Below are 15,206 nucleotides of genomic sequence, written 5' to 3'. Positions count from 1 at the left end.
GCCCCCGGGTGCCCGGGTTCAGCTCTCCCACACCTTGAAGGCCCTTACCTGGTAAGGCGATTGAGGGACCCAGGTGCCGCCGCCCGGATACGTCTCGAACTCGCCCGTCTCCGCGCACTCGGCGGACTGGTAGGTGGTGACGGGCCGTCCGGTGCGATTGGCGAGGGCGGCCGCGGTGGTCCCGGCCGGCAGCGGGACGCACGCCTCGATGTCGACGCCGGTCAGCTCGTGGGTGTGCCGGGTACCTCTGAACCCTTCCTTGGCCCACAGGCACAACTGCCCGGTGTCACAGGGTCCGAGCCGGGGCGGCGGCGCCGCGGCCACCGGGACGGCGGCGCCCCCGAGCACGGTGACGGCGAGCGCCACGGCCATGAGCACCCCGGCGGTGCGGGCGGCGGTGCCGGCCGTGGTCCGAGCAACGGTCCGCCCGGCGGTCCGCCCGGCGGTGCGACCGGCGGTCCGACCGGCGGTCCGACCGGCGGTCCTGACGGCGGCGAAACCAGTGGTGCGAGCGGTGGTGCGGACGGTCGCGAGGACGGTCGCGAAGGCGGCCTTGAGGACGGTCGTGGAACGCATGGAAACCCCCGTGTCTGCGCATCGGCGTGACGATCACGCCCACCCATCGTGACGCAGAGTGACGACATGGGGAAGGGTTTCCCGGTCGATCACCCGCACGGGTGACAGAGCGCAACAACGCGGGCCCCGCAGCCGATGCCGCGGGGCCCTGAGTCGTTCGCCGGAGCTGGCGCGGCGGGTCAGATGTGGGCGCCGCCCGCGCCCGCCTCGGCGTTCTGGCCGCGCTTGGTGAGCGTGGCCACCAGCGCCGCGACGACCGCCACGACGCCCGCGACCGTGAAGGCCAGGCCCATGCCGGACAGGAAGGTGTCGTGGATGACGCCACCGATCTTCGACAGGAGGTCCGGGGTCATGCCGGGCGCCTTCGCCAGCTCGGCCGGGACCCTGCCGAACTCCGCCGCCTGCTCCAGCCGCGGGTCGGCCGGGACCGGGATCCCGGCGTCCTTCCAGTTGGCCGCGAACTCGGAGCTCACGCGGGAGGACATGACCGCGCCCAGCACCGCCGTACCGAGCGCGCCGCCGACCTGCATCGCGGCCTGCTGGAGGCCGCCGGCCACACCCGAGAGCTCCAGCGGGGCGTTGCCGACGATGACCTCGGTGGCGCCGACCATGACGGGCGCGAGGCCGAGGCCCAGCAGGGCGAACCAGAGGGACATCGCCAGCGTGCCGGTGTCCGCCGTCAGGGTGATCATGCCGAACATCGCGGCCGCGGTGCAGACCATGCCGCCCACCAGCGGGACACGAGGCCCGAACTTGGTGATGAGCGCGCCCGCCAGCGGCGAGGAGACGATCATCATCGCCGTCAGCGGCAGCAGGTGCAGGCCGCTGTCGACCGGGCTGAGTCCCTTGACGCCCTGGAGGAAGAACGTCACGAAGAACAGGCCGCCCATGAAGGCGAAGGCCATCAGCACCATGAGCACGGTGCCGGCCGACAGGGGTACGGAGCGGAACATGCCCAGCGGGATGAGCGGTTCCCGGACCTTCGTCTCCCAGACGGCGAACACGGCAAACAGGACGAGCGCGCCGCCCAGGAAGCCCCAGGTGTTGCGGCTGCCCCAGCCCCAGCTTTCGCCGGCCTTGATGATGCCCCAGATCAGGGACGCCATCGCGGCCGACAGCAGCACTATGCCGAGCACGTCGAACGAGCGCGGCGCGTTCTCCGCGCGGTGGTCCTTGAGGATCACCAGGCCCATCGCGAGCGCGACGACACCGACCGGCACGTTGATGAAGAACACCGACTGCCAGCTCACGTGCTCCACGAGCACGCCGCCGAGGATCGGCCCGCCCGCGGTGGAGGCGCCGATGACCATGCCCCAGATGCCGATCGCCATGTTCAGCTTCTCGGCCGGGAAGGTGGCGCGCAGCAGGCCCAGCGCGGCCGGCATGAGCAGCGCGCCGAACAGGCCCTGGAGCACCCGGAAGGCGATCACGAGGGTGATCGAGTCGGACAGGCCGATCGCGCCGGACGCGGCGGCGAAGCCGGCGATACCGATGAGGAACGTCTGGCGGTGGCCGAAGCGGTCACCGAGCTTGCCGGCGGTGATCAGCGCGACGGCAAGGGCGAGCAGATAGCCGTTGGTGATCCATTGGACGTCGGCCATGGAGGCGCCGAGGTCCACCTGGATGGCCGGGTTGGCGATCGCGACGATCGTGCCGTCCAGCGCGACCATCATCACGCCGACCGCCACGGCGAACAGTGTCAGCCAGGGGTGGCCGCGCAGCCCCTTGGCCGGTGCGGGCAAGGGTTCCGAGCCCTGCGGCAGTTGCTCGATGGTGGTCTGACTAGTCATACCGCGAGGCTAATGTCAGTCACTGACAATTGACAAAGCATTTCATACGCCGGTAACTGTCGCGTAGCTCACAGGTAGCCTGAGCAGCCAGAAATGGCGGAAAGAGGACCATGAAGTGACGGTCGAGCAGCCGACCAGCCCAGGGACGCCGGCCCCCGCCGGGCTGCGCGAGCGCAAGAAGCGGCGCACCCGCGACGCGCTCCTGCGCGCCGCGCTGGAGCTCTTCACGACCCAGGGGTACGAGCGGACGACGGTGGACGAGATCGTCGACGCCGTCGACGTCTCCCAGCGCACCTTCTTCCGCTACTTCACCAGCAAGGAAGAAGTCGCCTTCGCCGTCCAGCAGATGGTCGAGCGGCATTTCGTGGCCGCCCTGCGCGAACGCCCCGCCCACGAGGCTCCGCTGGAGGCGATGCGCAACGCCGTGCTGTCCGCCTGGGACACCATCGGTGAGGCGATCATGGAGGTCGTCCCCGTCGAGCTGTACCTCCGCACCTTCCAGGTGATCGAGTCGACGCCCGCGCTGCTGGCCGTACACCTCCGGCGCTCCATCGAGATGGAGGAGAACATCGCCCGGCTGATCGCCGAGCGGGAGGGCCTCGACGTGGACGCCGACCCGCGCCCCCGGGTGGCCGTCGCCGCGTTCAGCGGGGTCATGCGGGTCACCGGACAGTTGTGGGGCCGGGGCGAGGACCCCTCCCTGGAGGCGATCCGGGCTCTCACCGAGGCCTACCTGGACCACCTCGGCCCCGCCCTCGCCGCCGACTGGCGCGGCGGCACACCGGCGTAACGCCACGGGTCACGCCCCCTCCCGCACGCCGGCCGTGCACCCCGTACACCCTCAACACCCGCACGCGCGCGCGTGCACCGCGCCCACCCCCGCACGCGCGCGCGTGGCCACGGCTCCGCGCCGGGGAGTCCGGACGCGTGCGGGCGCGCCGGGGCGTGTGCCCGGCGCGCACGGAGAGTGATCACGCTTCCCCCGACCGGCCACTCTCACGCGTGATGTACGTCACCCTCTTCGCGGCGCCCCGCACGTGTCTCCTAGGGTGTCCCGCAGTGACTTCCTTCGACTCCTCCCCCACGCTCCAGGTGTGGCGCGCGCTGCTCGCCCTCGCCGTGGTCTTCGTCCTCCTGATGACCACCGGCTGGACGGCCGTCCGGCATCACCGCGGGCCAGGAGAGCCGCGCGAGGCCGCACTCGCCGCGTGGCGGGACGGCCGGATAGGCACGCGGGACCTTCCCGATCCCGCCTCGCCGCCGACCGTACTCGCCGCGTTCTTCCACTCCCTGACCGAGCGTCAGCGCGACCGGCTGGCCGCCGAGTACCCGCTCGTCGTCGGCAACCTCGACGGCGCGCCCGTGACCCTCCGCTACCGCGCCAACCGGATCGCGCTGCGCGCCGCGCACGACGCCGAGCGCAAGCGGGTGGAGGACCAGCGGCTGTCGCCCGACGGCCACCAGGAGGCCGTCCGCCGCACGCACCGGTTCGCCTCCCTGATGCGCGAGGGCCGGCAGATCCTCGCCTTCGACCCGTCCGGCAAGGGCCGCGTCGCCGAGGTGTTCGGCGACCTCGACCGGGCGCAGCGGGTCTCGGTGGTCGTCCCGGGCGTCGACACCAACCTGCTGACGTTCCAGAAGACGGCGCGGAAGTACACGGCACCGGTGGGAATGGCCGAATCGCTGTACGCCGCCGAACGCGCCGCCGCGCCCGCCACCCGTACCGCCGTCATCGCCTGGGCCGACTACACCGCGCCCGTCGGCGTCGGCATGGACGCGGCCATCGGGCGGCTCGCCGAGACCGGGGCTGCCCGGCTGGTCTCGCTCACCTCCGCGCTGCCCGGCGACTCCCGCGTCGCCCTGTTCTGCCACAGCTACGGCTCCGTGGTGTGCGGCGTCGCCGCGCGCGAGCTGCCCGCCCGGGTGGCGGACGTCGCGGTGGCCGGGAGCCCCGGGATGCGGGCCGAGAACGCCGCCGGGCTGCGCACCCGCGCCCGGGTGTGGGCCATGCGCGACGCCGACGACTGGATCGCCGACGTGCCGTACCTGGACGTCGGCGGACTGGGCCACGGCGCCGATCCGGTGGCTCCCGAGTTCGGGGCGCGGGTGCTGTCGGCGGCGGGCGCCGTCGGGCACGCCGGATACTTCGAACCGGGCACCGAGAGCCTCCGCAACTTCGCCGAGATAGGTGTCGGCTCGTATCGCACCCTGCGCTGCGCGGGCGGCCAGGACGCCTGCCGCAGCGGAATCTCCGGCACGGGTGCGCTCTGACGCGCGTAGAGGCGCGTGGAGCGCCGCCGAAGCTCACAAGTCTTCTGGGGGCGACGCGCGGGCGCACGCCGCATACGATGAGGCGCATGGGTGATGTGCTGGCCGGAATTCATGCCACCTGGGAGTTCGAACCCGACGCCGTGCTCATCCGCTTCGAACGGGGGATCCGCGCACCGAAGCTCTACCAGGCGCTGCGCGAGCGACGCATCCCCCACGAGGCGTTGGCGTCGGTGACCCTCTCCCCTGGCAGACGCGGCACGGTGGTGCTGCACGCGGTGCCGAGAGCGGGCGCCGATCCGCTGATGGAGGCGGCCGCGGGTCAGCTCAAGGACTCCGGCGACCCCTACCGGCTGGTGCTGCCCGCCGAGCGGGAGACGCTCGCCGAGTACTACGCCGACGAGCTGCGCGCCGCGCTCGGTCCGGAGGCCGGGGAGCCGGCCGGGCGGTTCCTGGTGGCCGCCCCCGAGGCGCCGCTCCAGTTCAAGGCGTACGACGGGAAGGCGTCCTTCGACGGCGCCCAGGTGGCGTTCCGCTGGTTCTGGACCGGTGCGTCGTCCGCCAAGTGGAAGGCCGGCGACCAGACCTTCCCCGTGCGGGAGCTGAGCGGCGTCGAGTGGCGCTCGCCCGACGTCTTCGACGGTTACCTGCGGCTGCTGCGGCGCGGGCACGCGGGCGACGCCCAGCCGGCGCAGGCGGACCAGGACCCGGCGGCGGTCGTCTTCGGGCTCGGGTACGGCCCGGTGCACGAGTCGCTGCCGTTCGCGGCCGCGGTCCTCGCGGCGGTACGGGAGGCGGGCTCCGGGCCCGTACCGGTGCCCGCGGCCGTGACGGCCGGCCGGGACCCGGCGGTCATCGCGGAGCGGATACGGCACCTGGGCGAGCTGTACCAGGCGGGTCTGGTGACGGACGAGGAGTTCGCGGCCAAGAAGGCCCAGTTGCTGGCGGAGCTGTAGCGCGGGCGGACCGGAAGGAGACCGGGCCGGGTACGGGACCCCGTCCCCTCATACCGCGGTACGACGCCGGGCCCGGGACCCTGGTATGACGCCGGGCCGGCCGTCCGCTGCCTAGGCTGGCGGGACCATGCGTACCCCCCTCCCGTCGCCCCGCGTGCGCGCCTCGTTGCGCGCGCTGGGGCTCGCCCTCGCCACGCCCACCCGGCCCGGTGAGCCGCTGCTCGCCCAGGTGTCGTCGCCGTGGCTGCGCAGGCTCCCGTACGCCGTCGCCTTCGCGTTCGTCGCCTCGCTGCTGCCGGTCACCGTGACCGTGCTCGTCAACGACTACGAGGTGAACGGCGCCCTCGCGGGGGCGCTGGCGACCGGGCAGACCGCGCCGCTGCTGCTCGCCGTGGCCCGGCCGCTCCAGGCGTGGTGGGTCATCCTTTCCGCCGATGCGCTGGGCGCGCTGGTCCTGCTGGGCGCGGACGGCGTGGCCGGCCGGTCGTGGCCGTGGACGCCGATGATCGTGGTCGGCTACCTGGCGCTGATGGTGGCCGTGGGGCTGCGCGAGCCGCGCCGGACGCTGGTGGGCGTGTGGCTGGCGACCGGCGCGGCGGGGTTCGCCTTCGAGCTGGTCTCGCAGACCCGCAGCGACGGCATCCACCTGCTGCTGTTCATCCTCAGCGGGTCCGTGCTGCTGCTGACCGCGTCCCTCCGGGAGCGTGGGGACGCGCAGCGGCGGCTGGTCGAGCAGGAGACGATCAGCGAGGCCGAGCGCGCCCGGCGCACGCTGCTGGAGGAACGGGCGCGGATCGCCCGCGAGTTGCACGACGTGGTGGCCCACCACATGTCGGTGATCACGGTGCAGGCGGATTCGGCGCCGTACCGGATCGAGGGGCTGCCGGAGGCGGCGCGCGAGGAGTTCTCGACGATCGCCGCGTCCGCGCGCGAGTCCCTCACCGAGATGCGGCGGCTGCTGGCGGTGCTGCGCAGCGACGGTACGGAGGGCGAACGCGCCCCGCAGCCGGGCCTGGAGCGGGTTCAGCAGTTGGTGGAGGCGACGGTACGGGCGGGGGTGCCGGCCGAGCTGTCGATGCCGGCCGAGCTGGGGTGCGTACCGCAGGCGGTGGACCTGTCCGCGTACCGGATCGTGCAGGAGGCGCTCGCCAACGTGGTGCGGCACGCACCGGGCGCGCCGACGCGCGTGTCGGTGACGTCGGCGGACGGCCAACTGACCGTGCTGGTCGTCAACGGGCCCTCCGAGGCGGCCGGTTCGCCCCTGGAGACGTCCGGTACCGGGCACGGGCTGGTCGGGATGCGGGAGCGCGTACGGTTGACCGGCGGCACGCTGGACACCGGGCCGCTGCCGGACGGGGGCTTCCGGGTCGCGGCCCGCCTGCCCCTCGCCCTCGACACGGAGGAACTCGGCACGGAGGAACCCGACACGGAGGAACCCGCGTGACCATCCGCGTGATCATCGTCGACGACCAGGCCATGGTGCGCGCGGGGTTCGCCGCGCTGCTGTCGGCGCAGCCGGACATCGACGTGGTGGGCGAGGCGCCGGACGGCCGTGCGGGGGTCGCCGTTGCCCGCTCCACGCACCCCGACGTCGTTCTCATGGACGTCCGCATGCCGGAGATGGACGGCCTGGCGGCGGCCCGCGAGATCCTGTCGCCACCACCGGGCGTGGACGTCCACCGGCCGAAGGTGCTGATGCTCACCACCTTCGACGTGGACGACTACGTGTACGAGGCGCTGCGCGCCGGCGCGTCCGGGTTCCTGCTGAAGGACGCCCCGCCCGCCGACCTGATCGGCGCGGTGCGGGTGGTGGCGGCCGGCGAGGCGCTGCTGGCCCCCTCCGTGACGCGGCGCCTGATCGCCGACTTCGCCGCCGCCCGCCCGGCCCCGCGCCGGGACCGCTCGCTGCGCCTCAACGGCCTGACGCCCCGTGAGACGGAGGTGCTGGAGCTGATCGCCCGGGGCCTGTCGAACCAGGAGATCGCCGACCACCTGGTGCTGGCCGAGCAGACGGTGAAGACCCACATCGGCCGGGTCCTGTCGAAGCTGGACCTCCGCGACCGGGCGCAGGCCGTGATCTTCGCGTACGAGTCCGGGCTGGTGACCCCGGGCGACGCGTAGGCGTCCGGGGTCGCCCACCCCCTACCCCGGTATCACGCCGCGGTTGGCTCCGCGGGGTGACGCCCCCTCAGCGGCCGTCCTCCTACCTTCCTCTCGCCGCACAGGACGAAGGAAGCAGAGGGGGGCGTCATGCGCCGCTGGGAGAACCGCTGGAAGAACCGCTGGAAGAGGACCCTGACCGCCGCGGCACTCGCGACCGCGGTCGTCACCGGGACCGCCGGGTGGGCCGCCGGGAGCGGGCAGCGGGCGGTGACCGGGCCACCGCCCGGGAGCGCGGCCTGGCGGGCCGACGGCTCGCTGGGGCGGGCGCTGCCCGATCCCGCGAGCGCGACGCCCCGGGAGGTCGCCGCCTTCTTCCGCACCCTGCCGGACGACCGGCAGCGGGACCTCGCCCGCCGGCACCCGTCCGTCGTCGGCAACCTCGACGGAGCGCCGGTGGCCCTCCGCTACGAGGCGAACGCCACCGCGCTGCGCCGCGACGCCCGGTACGCGCACCTGGCGGAGCCCGGGCGGCAGATCCTCGCGTTCGACCCGCGTGGCCGGGGCCAGGTCGCGGAGGTGTACGGGGACCTGGCGGGCAGCCGTCACGTCGCGGTCGTCGTGCCCGGGTCGGACATCGACGCCGGGACGTACGACCGGTCCTCCGACCCGTACGGCACGCCCGCCGGGATGGCGAGGCAGTTGCGGGCCGCCGCACAGGACGGCGCCCACGACACCGCCGTGATCGCCTGGGCCGGTTACACCACGCCCGTCGGCGTGGGCGTCGACGCCGCCACCGGGGACCTCGCCGAGGCCGGCGCGGCGCGGCTGGCCCGGCTGACCGACGGACTGGCCGCCCTCGGTGCCCCGGCGCCCGCCGTCTTCTGCCACAGCTACGGCTCCGTCGTCTGCGGACTGGCCGCACCGCACCTGAAGGTCCGGGACCTCGTCGTCCTCGGCTCCCCCGGCATGCGCGCCGGCAGCGTCGCCGACCTGCGCACGACCGCCCGGGTGTGGGCCGCCAAGGACCCGTCCGACTGGATCTCCAAGGTGCCGAACGTCCAGTTCCTCGGCCTCGGCCACGGCACGGACCCGGCCGACCCCGAGTTCGGCGCACGCCCCGTGCCCGCCGCCGACGCCCACGGCCACACCGGCTACTTCGCGCCGGGCACCGAGTCCCTCCGTACCTTCGCCGCCATCGCCCGAGGAGAGGCCCGATGAGTTTCGCCGAGCGCGTCGAGGCGCGCACCCCCGCCCACCGCGACCGCGCCATCGACGGGCTGCGCGCCCTCGCGCTGCTCGCCGTCCCCACCGGCCACTGGCTCCTGGGCGGCTTCACCCTCGACGGCGACGGGGCGATCCACAACGCCAGCCCCCTCACCACCTTCGGGTTCTTCGCACCCGTGAGCTGGGTGCTCCAGATGCTGGGGATCTTCTTCCTGGTCGGCGGGTACGCGTCCGTCCTGTCGTACAACAAGCGCCGGGGCTCCACGCGCGCGTGGCTCATGGGGCGGATCGCCCGGCTCGGCCGTCCGGTCCTCGGCGTGACCGCCGTGTGGGCGGTCCTGGTGCCCCTCCTGTACGTCCTGGGCGTCCCGAACGACACCTTGCGCACCGGATCGACGCTGGTCGTCCAGCCGCTGTGGTTCGTCGGGGTGTACACGGCCGTCACGGCGCTCACCCCGTACTGCGTACGCGCCGCCCGCAGGCTCGGCGCCTGGGCGGCCGCCCCGCTCCTCGGCTCGGTCGCCGTGGTCGACTTCCTCCGTTACGGCCCGTACGCCGATGCCGTGCCGTCCTGGCTGAGCGTGCTGAACGTGCTGCCCGGCTGGCTCTTCGCGTACCAACTCGGCGTCTCCTGGGGCGAGAAGCGCATCCGCGCCAGGCAGGCGTGGGCGCTGCTGGCCGGCGGCGCGGTCCTGTTCGCCACGCTCCTGCTGGCCTTCCACTACCCCGCCTCGATGGTCGGCGTCCCCGGCGAGGCGCGGACCAACTCGCACCCGCCGTCGCTGCTGGTCCTCGCGCTCGCCGCCGCGCAGAGCGGCGCGGCGATCCTGCTGCGCGACCGGCTGGGCCGGCTGCTGCGGCGTCCCGCCCTGTGGGCGCCGGTGGTGGTGATCAACCTGTCGGCGATGACCATCCTGTGCTGGCACCAGACGGCGATGCTGGCCGCCGCCGTCCCGGCGTCGTTCCTCGGCCCGGTGGCGGGGCTGACGACCGCGCCCGACACGCTCGGCTGGATCGTGGCGAGGCTGGCGTGGATGCCGCTGTTCGCGGGGATGTTGCTGCTGATCGGGCGGTACGCGCGCGGGTTCGAGACCCCGTGGACGCGGGCGACCGTGGCCCGCCGCTCGGCAGCGGGGCTGCTGGCGGCGGGCTTCGCGGTCTACGCGCTGGGCTGAGCGGCCTCGACGTCCCGGGAGGCCGACGTGAACGTCATGTCCGGGTACCGGTCGCCGGCCACCTGGGCGGCGACCGGCTCCAGCAGGGCCAGTTCGTCCCCGTCCAGGCGGATACGGGTCGCGGCGGCGTTCTCCAGCAGGCGGGCCCGCTTGCGGGTGCCGGGGATCGGCACGACGGCCAGGCCGTGCACCTCCGCCCGCTGCTGCACCCAGGCGAGGGCCACCTGCGCGGGCGTCACGCCGTGGGCCTCCGCGACCTTGCGCACCGGCTCCAGCAGAGCGGCGTTGCGCCGGGCGTTCTCGCCGGAGAAGCGGGGCTGGTTCTTGCGGAAGTCGTTGCTCGCCAGGTCCTTGGCCGCGTCGACGAACGCCCCGGTGAGGAACCCGCGCCCGAGCGGCGAGTACGGCACGAACGCCACGCCCAGCTCGGCCGCCGCGCCCACCGCGCTGCGCTCGACGTCCCGGGAGAACAGCGACCACTCGGACTGGAGGGCCGCGATGGGGTGCACGGCGTGCGCCTCGCGCAGTTCGGGGCCGGTGACCTCGCTCAGGCCGAGGTGCTTGACCTTGCCCTCCTGGACCAGTTCCGCCATGGCGCCGACGGTCTCGGCGAGCGGTACGGCCGGGTCGCGGCGGTGCATGTAGTAGAGGTCGATGACGTCGACGCCCAGGCGGCGCAGGCTGCCCTCGACGCAGGACCTGATGTAGGCGCGGTCGTTGCGGATGCCCCGGTAGGCGGGGTCGTCGGTGCGGACGATGCCGAACTTGGTGGCGAGCGTGATCTCGTCACGGTGCCGGGCGACGAACGGCGCGAGGAACTCCTCGTTGGCGCCGCGCCCGTAGATGTCGGCGGTGTCGATCAGCGTGACGCCCGCCTCCAGCGCGGCGTCCAGGGTGTCCCGGGCGGCGGCCTCGTCGGTGTCGCCGTAGAACTCGCTGATGCCCATGGCGCCGAAGCCCTGGACGCCCACGAGAGGGCCCTCGGTGCCGAGGCGTACCGTCGCGATCTTCTCGATGCTCATGTGGTCCTCTCCGGGGCCCGGCGGGCACCAGCGTAGAAGTCGATCTTGTAGTCGAGTACGGCGAGCGTGTCCTGGAGCTCCGCGATCCGGGCGCGCACGTCCCGCCGCGTGGACTCCAGCAGCTCCTGCCGCTCCTCGAAGGTGTGCTCGCCCGCCCGCACCAGCTCGGCGTAGCGCACCATGTCCGCCACCGGCATGCCGGTCAGCCGCAGCTTCCCCACGAGGACGAGCCAGTCCAGGTCCCGGTTGGTGAACCGGCGCTGACCGGTGTGCGACCGGTCGACGTGCGGCATCAGCCCGATCCGCTCGTACCAGCGCAGCGTGTGCGCGGTGAGTCCGGTCCAGGCCGACACCTCGCTGATCGTGTAGCGGTCCTGTCCGTCGGGGCGCGGGTGGGCGGGTGGCGCGGAGGCGCAGATGTCGGGGCGCTCGGTCCGTACGGGAGTGCTCTCGATCACCGTCATGGCCTCCACGCTAGGACCTTGGAGTGCACTCCAAGCAAGCCCGGGCCCGGAGAGGTTCCGGCGGGGCGCGGCGATACGCTCGTACGCATGCGAAGCGTGGCGTTGATCGAGAACTGGCCTGTCCGGACCGCGGCGGCGGCCGTCGTACGGGCGGACGGGACCGTCGTCGGGGCGCACGGCCCCACGGACCGGCCGTTCCCGCTGGCCTCGGTGACCAAGCCGCTCGCCGCGTACGCCGTGCTCGTGGCGTACGAGGAGGGCGCGGTCGAGCTCGACGAGCCGGCCGGCCCGGAGGGGTCCACCGTGCGGCACCTGCTGGCCCACACCTCGGGGCTGGCGTTCGACGAGCACCGGGTCATGGCCGCGCCGGGCACCCGGCGGATCTACTCCAACGCCGGGTTCGAGGTGCTGGGCGACCACATCGCGAAGGCCACCGACATCCCGTTCGCCGAGTACCTGCGCCAGGCGGTGCTGGAGCCGCTGGGCATGACGGCCACGACGCTGGACGGCTCGCCCGCGAAGGACGGCGTCTCGACGGTCGACGACCTGGCGCGGTTCGCCGCCGAGGTGCAGGCACCGCGCCTGCTGGACCCGCGCACCGTGCTGGAGGCCATGTCGGTCGTCCACCCCGGGCTGACCGGCATCCTGCCGGGGTACGGGCACCAGAAGCCGAACGACTGGGGCCTCGGGTTCGAGATCCGCGACGCCAAGTCCCCGCACTGGACGGGGTCTTCGTCCTCCCCGCGCACCTTCGGGCACTTCGGCCAGTCGGGCACGTTCCTGTGGGTCGACCCGGACGCGCGAGCCGCTTGCGTCGCCCTGACCGACCGGGCCTTCGGGCCGTGGGCGATCGAGGCGTGGCCGCCCTTCACGGACGCGGTGCTGGCGGAGCTGCGCGCGACGCGCTGAGGTACGGGCGGGAGCGGCCCCGCGACCGCGGAAGCTCCTCCGGCGACGATAGATTCGTGCCATGCCCCCTGAGAAGCCCACCGCCGTCGACCACCTCGATGACGACGACTACCCCGCCTACACGATGGGGCGGGCGGCCGCCATGCTGGGCACGACGCCCGCTTTCCTCCGGGCTCTCGGGGAGGCCCGGCTCATCACCCCGCTGCGGTCCGAGGGCGGCCACCGCCGCTACTCCCGCTACCAGCTCCGCCTCGCCGCCCGGGCCCGGGAGCTCGTCGACCAGGGCACTCCGGTCGAGGCCGCCTGCCGGATCATCATCCTGGAGGACCAGCTCGAGGAGGCGCTGCGCCTCAACGAGGAGATGCGCCGCCGCGCCGGGGGCTCCTGAGCCGATGCGAGTGGCGGATAACGAATATCTCTCGTCGCCGCTGTAGAAATTCAGGAAATGCGCGATGAGATTTTTGGCCGCGCCGACCCGGACGGAAAAACGTACCGCACCTTTGCGCTCGCCCCGTGCTACGGTTGCATCAGTTGCAGTTGTGGTTCCCAGAGGCTTTCAACAGTTCATTTCCGGTGTTTTCCGGAGGGGAAATCATCCCAGCGACTCCGGGTGCGCAAGGTGTGCACTCCGGGCACTGCCCCAAAGGGAGATTCAATATGGCATCTGGCACCGTGAAGTGGTTCAACGCGGAAAAGGGCTTCGGCTTCATCGAGCAGGACGGCGGCGGCGCTGACGTGTTCGCCCACTACTCGAACATCGCCTCCTCGGGCTTCCGCGAGCTTCAGGAAGGCCAGAAGGTGAACTTCGACGTCACGCAGGGCCAGAAGGGCCCGCAGGCCGAGAACATCGTTCCCGCCTGACGCTGACGCGTTACGACGCAGCCGGGGCCCGCACCATGGGTGCGGGCCCCGGCTCGTTTCGGCTGCCCGGCCCGTCCCGCACGACGGGTCCCGTGGCCGGCGGCTCCGCCCGCCGGGCCACCGCGTCCGCCGGACGGGGAATCCCGTCACGGCCCTCGCGCCCGAATGACGAACGCCGCTCTGCTCGGCTCGTACTCCGGCGCCTTTCGACGAACCGGTCACGCCTTTCGGCCGGCATCGGTTCCGTCTTTTTCTCCGGTCCGTTCTTGCGAAATCCTCGTGCTCGCGCGACCCCATGCCGCCGGGAGGAATTTTTCGACACGTGCCGCATCGAGGAAGGTTCCGCATGAACCGCACTGCTCGCACGAACGACGGCTCCTCCCGCTCCCGTGGCTCCGCCGGCCGCGGAAACCACGGCCGCCCGCAGGCTCGCCACACCGCCGCGCCCCGTCCGCCGGGCACCGGGCGACCCGGTGGCGACCGGCGACGCCGCCCCACGGCGCTCGGCGGGGAGTTCGCCCTGCCCGTCAGCAGCACCCCGTCGCTGCCGCCCGTCGAGACGTTCACCGAGCTCGACCTGCCCCACCGCCTGCTGGCCGCGCTCCGCTCCGAAGGCATGACCGTGCCGTTCCCCATCCAGGCGGCAACCCTGCCGAACTCGCTGGCCGGCCGGGACGTCCTGGGCCGGGGGCGCACGGGCTCGGGCAAGACGCTCGCCTTCGGCCTCGCCCTGCTGGCCCGTACCGCCGGGAAGCGGGCCGAGCCCCGGCAGCCGCTGGCCCTCGTCCTCGTACCCACCCGGGAACTGGCCCAGCAGGTCACCGACGCGCTGACCCCCTACGCCCGCTCGCTGCACCTGCGGCTGACCACGGTCGTCGGCGGTATGCCGATCGGCCGCCAGGCGGGCGCGCTGCGCGGCGGAAGCGAGGTCGTCGTCGCGACACCCGGCCGCCTCAAGGACCTCGTCGACCGGGGCGACTGCCGGCTGGACCAGGTGGCCGTCACCGTCCTGGACGAGGCCGACCAGATGACCGACATGGGCTTCATGCCGCAGGTGACCCACCTGCTCGACCAGGTGCGGCCCGGCGGGCAGCGCCTGCTCTTCTCGGCCACCTTGGACCGCAACGTCGACCTCCTGGTCCGCCGGTACCTGACCGACCCGGTCGTCCACTCCGTCGACCCCTCCGCCGGGGCGGTCACCACGATGGAGCACCACGTGCTCCACGTGCAGGGCGCCGACAAGCACGCCACCACCACGGAGATCGCCGCCCGCGACGGGCGGGTGATCATGTTCCTGGACACCAAGCACGCGGTGGACCGGCTGACCAAGGACCTCCTGGCCGTCGGGGTGCGTGCCTCCGCGCTGCACGGCGGCAAGACCCAGCCGCAGCGCACCCGCACCCTGGACCGGTTCAAGAGCGGTCACGTGACGGTCCTGGTGGCCACCAACGTCGCCGCGCGTGGCATCCACGTCGACGACCTCGACCTCGTCGTCAACGTCGACCCGCCCACCGACCACAAGGACTACCTGCACCGAGGCGGCCGCACCGCCCGCGCCGGCGAGTCCGGCACCGTCGTGACCCTGGTACTGCCCGGCCAACGGCGCGGCATGGAGCGGCTGATGGTCGACGCCGGCATCACGGCCCGGGTGACCCGGGTCCGCTCGGGCGAGGCCGAACTGAGCCGCATCACCGGCGCCAAGGCGCCCTCGGGCGTCCCCGTCACCATCACGGCTCCGGCCTCCGAGCGGCCCAAGAGCCCCGGCGCCTCCACCCGCGGCCGTCGCCGCCGCCCCTCCCGCTGGGGCCGCCAGGCCTCCTCCGGCACCGCCGCCTAGCCACCGCCCCGCCGAAGAGGA

Annotated in this window: 15 protein-coding genes; 11 read left to right on the top strand and 4 right to left on the bottom strand. The window is 73.3% G+C overall.

Features of this window, described 5'->3' with window-relative positions; all coding sequences use genetic code 11:
• Positions 1-18: 18 nt before the first annotated feature.
• Entirely contained in the window at positions 19-372 is a 354-nt protein-coding gene (locus tag ACZ46W_RS11990; protein WP_468336950.1) for a peptidase inhibitor family I36 protein, read from the bottom strand.
• 383 nt (positions 373-755) lie between these two features.
• A complete protein-coding gene (locus ACZ46W_RS11985; RefSeq protein ID WP_468335289.1) occupies positions 756-2,366 on the bottom strand; it encodes an MFS transporter in 1,611 nt (536 codons plus the stop codon).
• A 115-nt stretch (positions 2,367-2,481) separates the two neighbouring features.
• Between ACZ46W_RS11985 and ACZ46W_RS11980 the strand changes: the two genes are divergently transcribed.
• From ACZ46W_RS11980 to ACZ46W_RS11950, 7 genes are all read left to right on the top strand, one after another.
• Entirely contained in the window at positions 2,482-3,156 is a 675-nt protein-coding gene (locus ACZ46W_RS11980; protein ID WP_468335286.1) for a TetR/AcrR family transcriptional regulator, read from the top strand.
• 269 nt (positions 3,157-3,425) lie between these two features.
• Complete coding sequence (locus tag ACZ46W_RS11975; protein ID WP_468335283.1) at positions 3,426-4,637, top strand: alpha/beta hydrolase; 1,212 nt, start codon at positions 3,426-3,428, stop codon at positions 4,635-4,637.
• Between the two features lie 86 nt (positions 4,638-4,723).
• Positions 4,724-5,590: a DUF4429 domain-containing protein gene (locus tag ACZ46W_RS11970; protein WP_468335279.1), complete on the top strand. Its 867-nt coding sequence runs from the start codon at positions 4,724-4,726 to the stop codon at positions 5,588-5,590.
• A gap of 127 nt (positions 5,591-5,717) precedes the next feature.
• Positions 5,718-7,034: a sensor histidine kinase gene (locus tag ACZ46W_RS11965; protein ID WP_468335276.1), complete on the top strand. Its 1,317-nt coding sequence runs from the start codon at positions 5,718-5,720 to the stop codon at positions 7,032-7,034.
• Positions 7,031-7,711 (top strand): response regulator, encoded by a 681-nt coding sequence (locus ACZ46W_RS11960; protein WP_468335273.1) that lies wholly within the window; start codon positions 7,031-7,033, stop codon positions 7,709-7,711. Before ACZ46W_RS11965 ends, ACZ46W_RS11960 begins: the two co-directional genes overlap by 4 nt.
• Positions 7,712-7,840: 129 nt before the next feature.
• Complete coding sequence (locus ACZ46W_RS11955; protein ID WP_468335270.1) at positions 7,841-8,911, top strand: alpha/beta hydrolase; 1,071 nt, start codon at positions 7,841-7,843, stop codon at positions 8,909-8,911.
• Entirely contained in the window at positions 8,908-10,092 is a 1,185-nt protein-coding gene (locus ACZ46W_RS11950; RefSeq protein ID WP_468335267.1) for an acyltransferase family protein, read from the top strand. Before ACZ46W_RS11955 ends, ACZ46W_RS11950 begins: the two co-directional genes overlap by 4 nt.
• Here the strand turns inward: ACZ46W_RS11950 and ACZ46W_RS11945 are convergent.
• Positions 10,077-11,114 carry an aldo/keto reductase gene (locus ACZ46W_RS11945; RefSeq protein WP_468335264.1) on the bottom strand — a complete coding sequence of 346 codons (1,038 nt, stop codon included), beginning with the start codon at positions 11,112-11,114 and terminating at the stop codon, positions 10,077-10,079. The genes ACZ46W_RS11950 and ACZ46W_RS11945 overlap by 16 nt on opposite strands.
• The gene (locus ACZ46W_RS11940; RefSeq protein WP_468335261.1) at positions 11,111-11,578 is read right to left on the bottom strand and encodes a MerR family transcriptional regulator; all 468 of its coding nucleotides are present in this window, start codon (positions 11,576-11,578) and stop codon (positions 11,111-11,113) included. Before ACZ46W_RS11940 ends, ACZ46W_RS11945 begins: the two co-directional genes overlap by 4 nt.
• A gap of 87 nt (positions 11,579-11,665) precedes the next feature.
• Here ACZ46W_RS11940 and ACZ46W_RS11935 point away from each other — a divergent pair, with 87 nt between their 5' ends.
• The 4 genes from ACZ46W_RS11935 to ACZ46W_RS11920 all read left to right on the top strand — a co-directional run bounded on the left by ACZ46W_RS11935 (position 11,666) and on the right by ACZ46W_RS11920 (position 15,185).
• Positions 11,666-12,487, top strand: a complete 822-nt coding sequence (locus tag ACZ46W_RS11935; protein WP_468335258.1) for a serine hydrolase domain-containing protein — start codon at positions 11,666-11,668, stop codon at positions 12,485-12,487.
• Between the two features lie 61 nt (positions 12,488-12,548).
• Positions 12,549-12,875 (top strand): MerR family transcriptional regulator, encoded by a 327-nt coding sequence (locus ACZ46W_RS11930; RefSeq protein ID WP_468335255.1) that lies wholly within the window; start codon positions 12,549-12,551, stop codon positions 12,873-12,875.
• 269 nt (positions 12,876-13,144) lie between these two features.
• A complete protein-coding gene (locus ACZ46W_RS11925; RefSeq protein ID WP_064071132.1) occupies positions 13,145-13,348 on the top strand; it encodes a cold-shock protein in 204 nt (67 codons plus the stop codon).
• 346 nt (positions 13,349-13,694) lie between these two features.
• Complete coding sequence (locus ACZ46W_RS11920) at positions 13,695-15,185, top strand: DEAD/DEAH box helicase (RefSeq protein WP_468335252.1); 1,491 nt, start codon at positions 13,695-13,697, stop codon at positions 15,183-15,185.
• Positions 15,186-15,206: the final 21 nt, after the last annotated feature.

This window comes from Streptomyces sp. NPDC031064, assembly GCF_055570965.1.
This window is presented reverse-complemented; position numbering and strand designations above follow the sequence as displayed.

What these genes read in the sequence shown, in the direction of transcription:
- ACZ46W_RS11990 (WP_468336950.1), bottom strand. Translation starts at nt 372, where the DNA reads ATGGCCGTGGCGCTCGCCGTCACCGTGCTCGGGGGCGCCGCCGTCCCG.
- ACZ46W_RS11985 (WP_468335289.1), bottom strand. Translation starts at nt 2,366, where the DNA reads ATGACTAGTCAGACCACCATCGAGCAACTGCCGCAGGGCTCGGAACCC.
- ACZ46W_RS11970 (WP_468335279.1), top strand. Translation starts at nt 4,724, where the DNA reads ATGGGTGATGTGCTGGCCGGAATTCATGCCACCTGGGAGTTCGAACCC.
- ACZ46W_RS11965 (WP_468335276.1), top strand. Translation starts at nt 5,718, where the DNA reads ATGCGTACCCCCCTCCCGTCGCCCCGCGTGCGCGCCTCGTTGCGCGCG.
- ACZ46W_RS11955 (WP_468335270.1), top strand. Translation starts at nt 7,841, where the DNA reads ATGCGCCGCTGGGAGAACCGCTGGAAGAACCGCTGGAAGAGGACCCTG.
- ACZ46W_RS11950 (WP_468335267.1), top strand. Translation starts at nt 8,908, where the DNA reads ATGAGTTTCGCCGAGCGCGTCGAGGCGCGCACCCCCGCCCACCGCGAC.
- ACZ46W_RS11945 (WP_468335264.1), bottom strand. Translation starts at nt 11,114, where the DNA reads ATGAGCATCGAGAAGATCGCGACGGTACGCCTCGGCACCGAGGGCCCT.
- ACZ46W_RS11940 (WP_468335261.1), bottom strand. Translation starts at nt 11,578, where the DNA reads ATGACGGTGATCGAGAGCACTCCCGTACGGACCGAGCGCCCCGACATC.
- ACZ46W_RS11935 (WP_468335258.1), top strand. Translation starts at nt 11,666, where the DNA reads ATGCGAAGCGTGGCGTTGATCGAGAACTGGCCTGTCCGGACCGCGGCG.
- ACZ46W_RS11930 (WP_468335255.1), top strand. Translation starts at nt 12,549, where the DNA reads ATGCCCCCTGAGAAGCCCACCGCCGTCGACCACCTCGATGACGACGAC.
- ACZ46W_RS11925 (WP_064071132.1), top strand. Translation starts at nt 13,145, where the DNA reads ATGGCATCTGGCACCGTGAAGTGGTTCAACGCGGAAAAGGGCTTCGGC.
- ACZ46W_RS11920 (WP_468335252.1), top strand. Translation starts at nt 13,695, where the DNA reads ATGAACCGCACTGCTCGCACGAACGACGGCTCCTCCCGCTCCCGTGGC.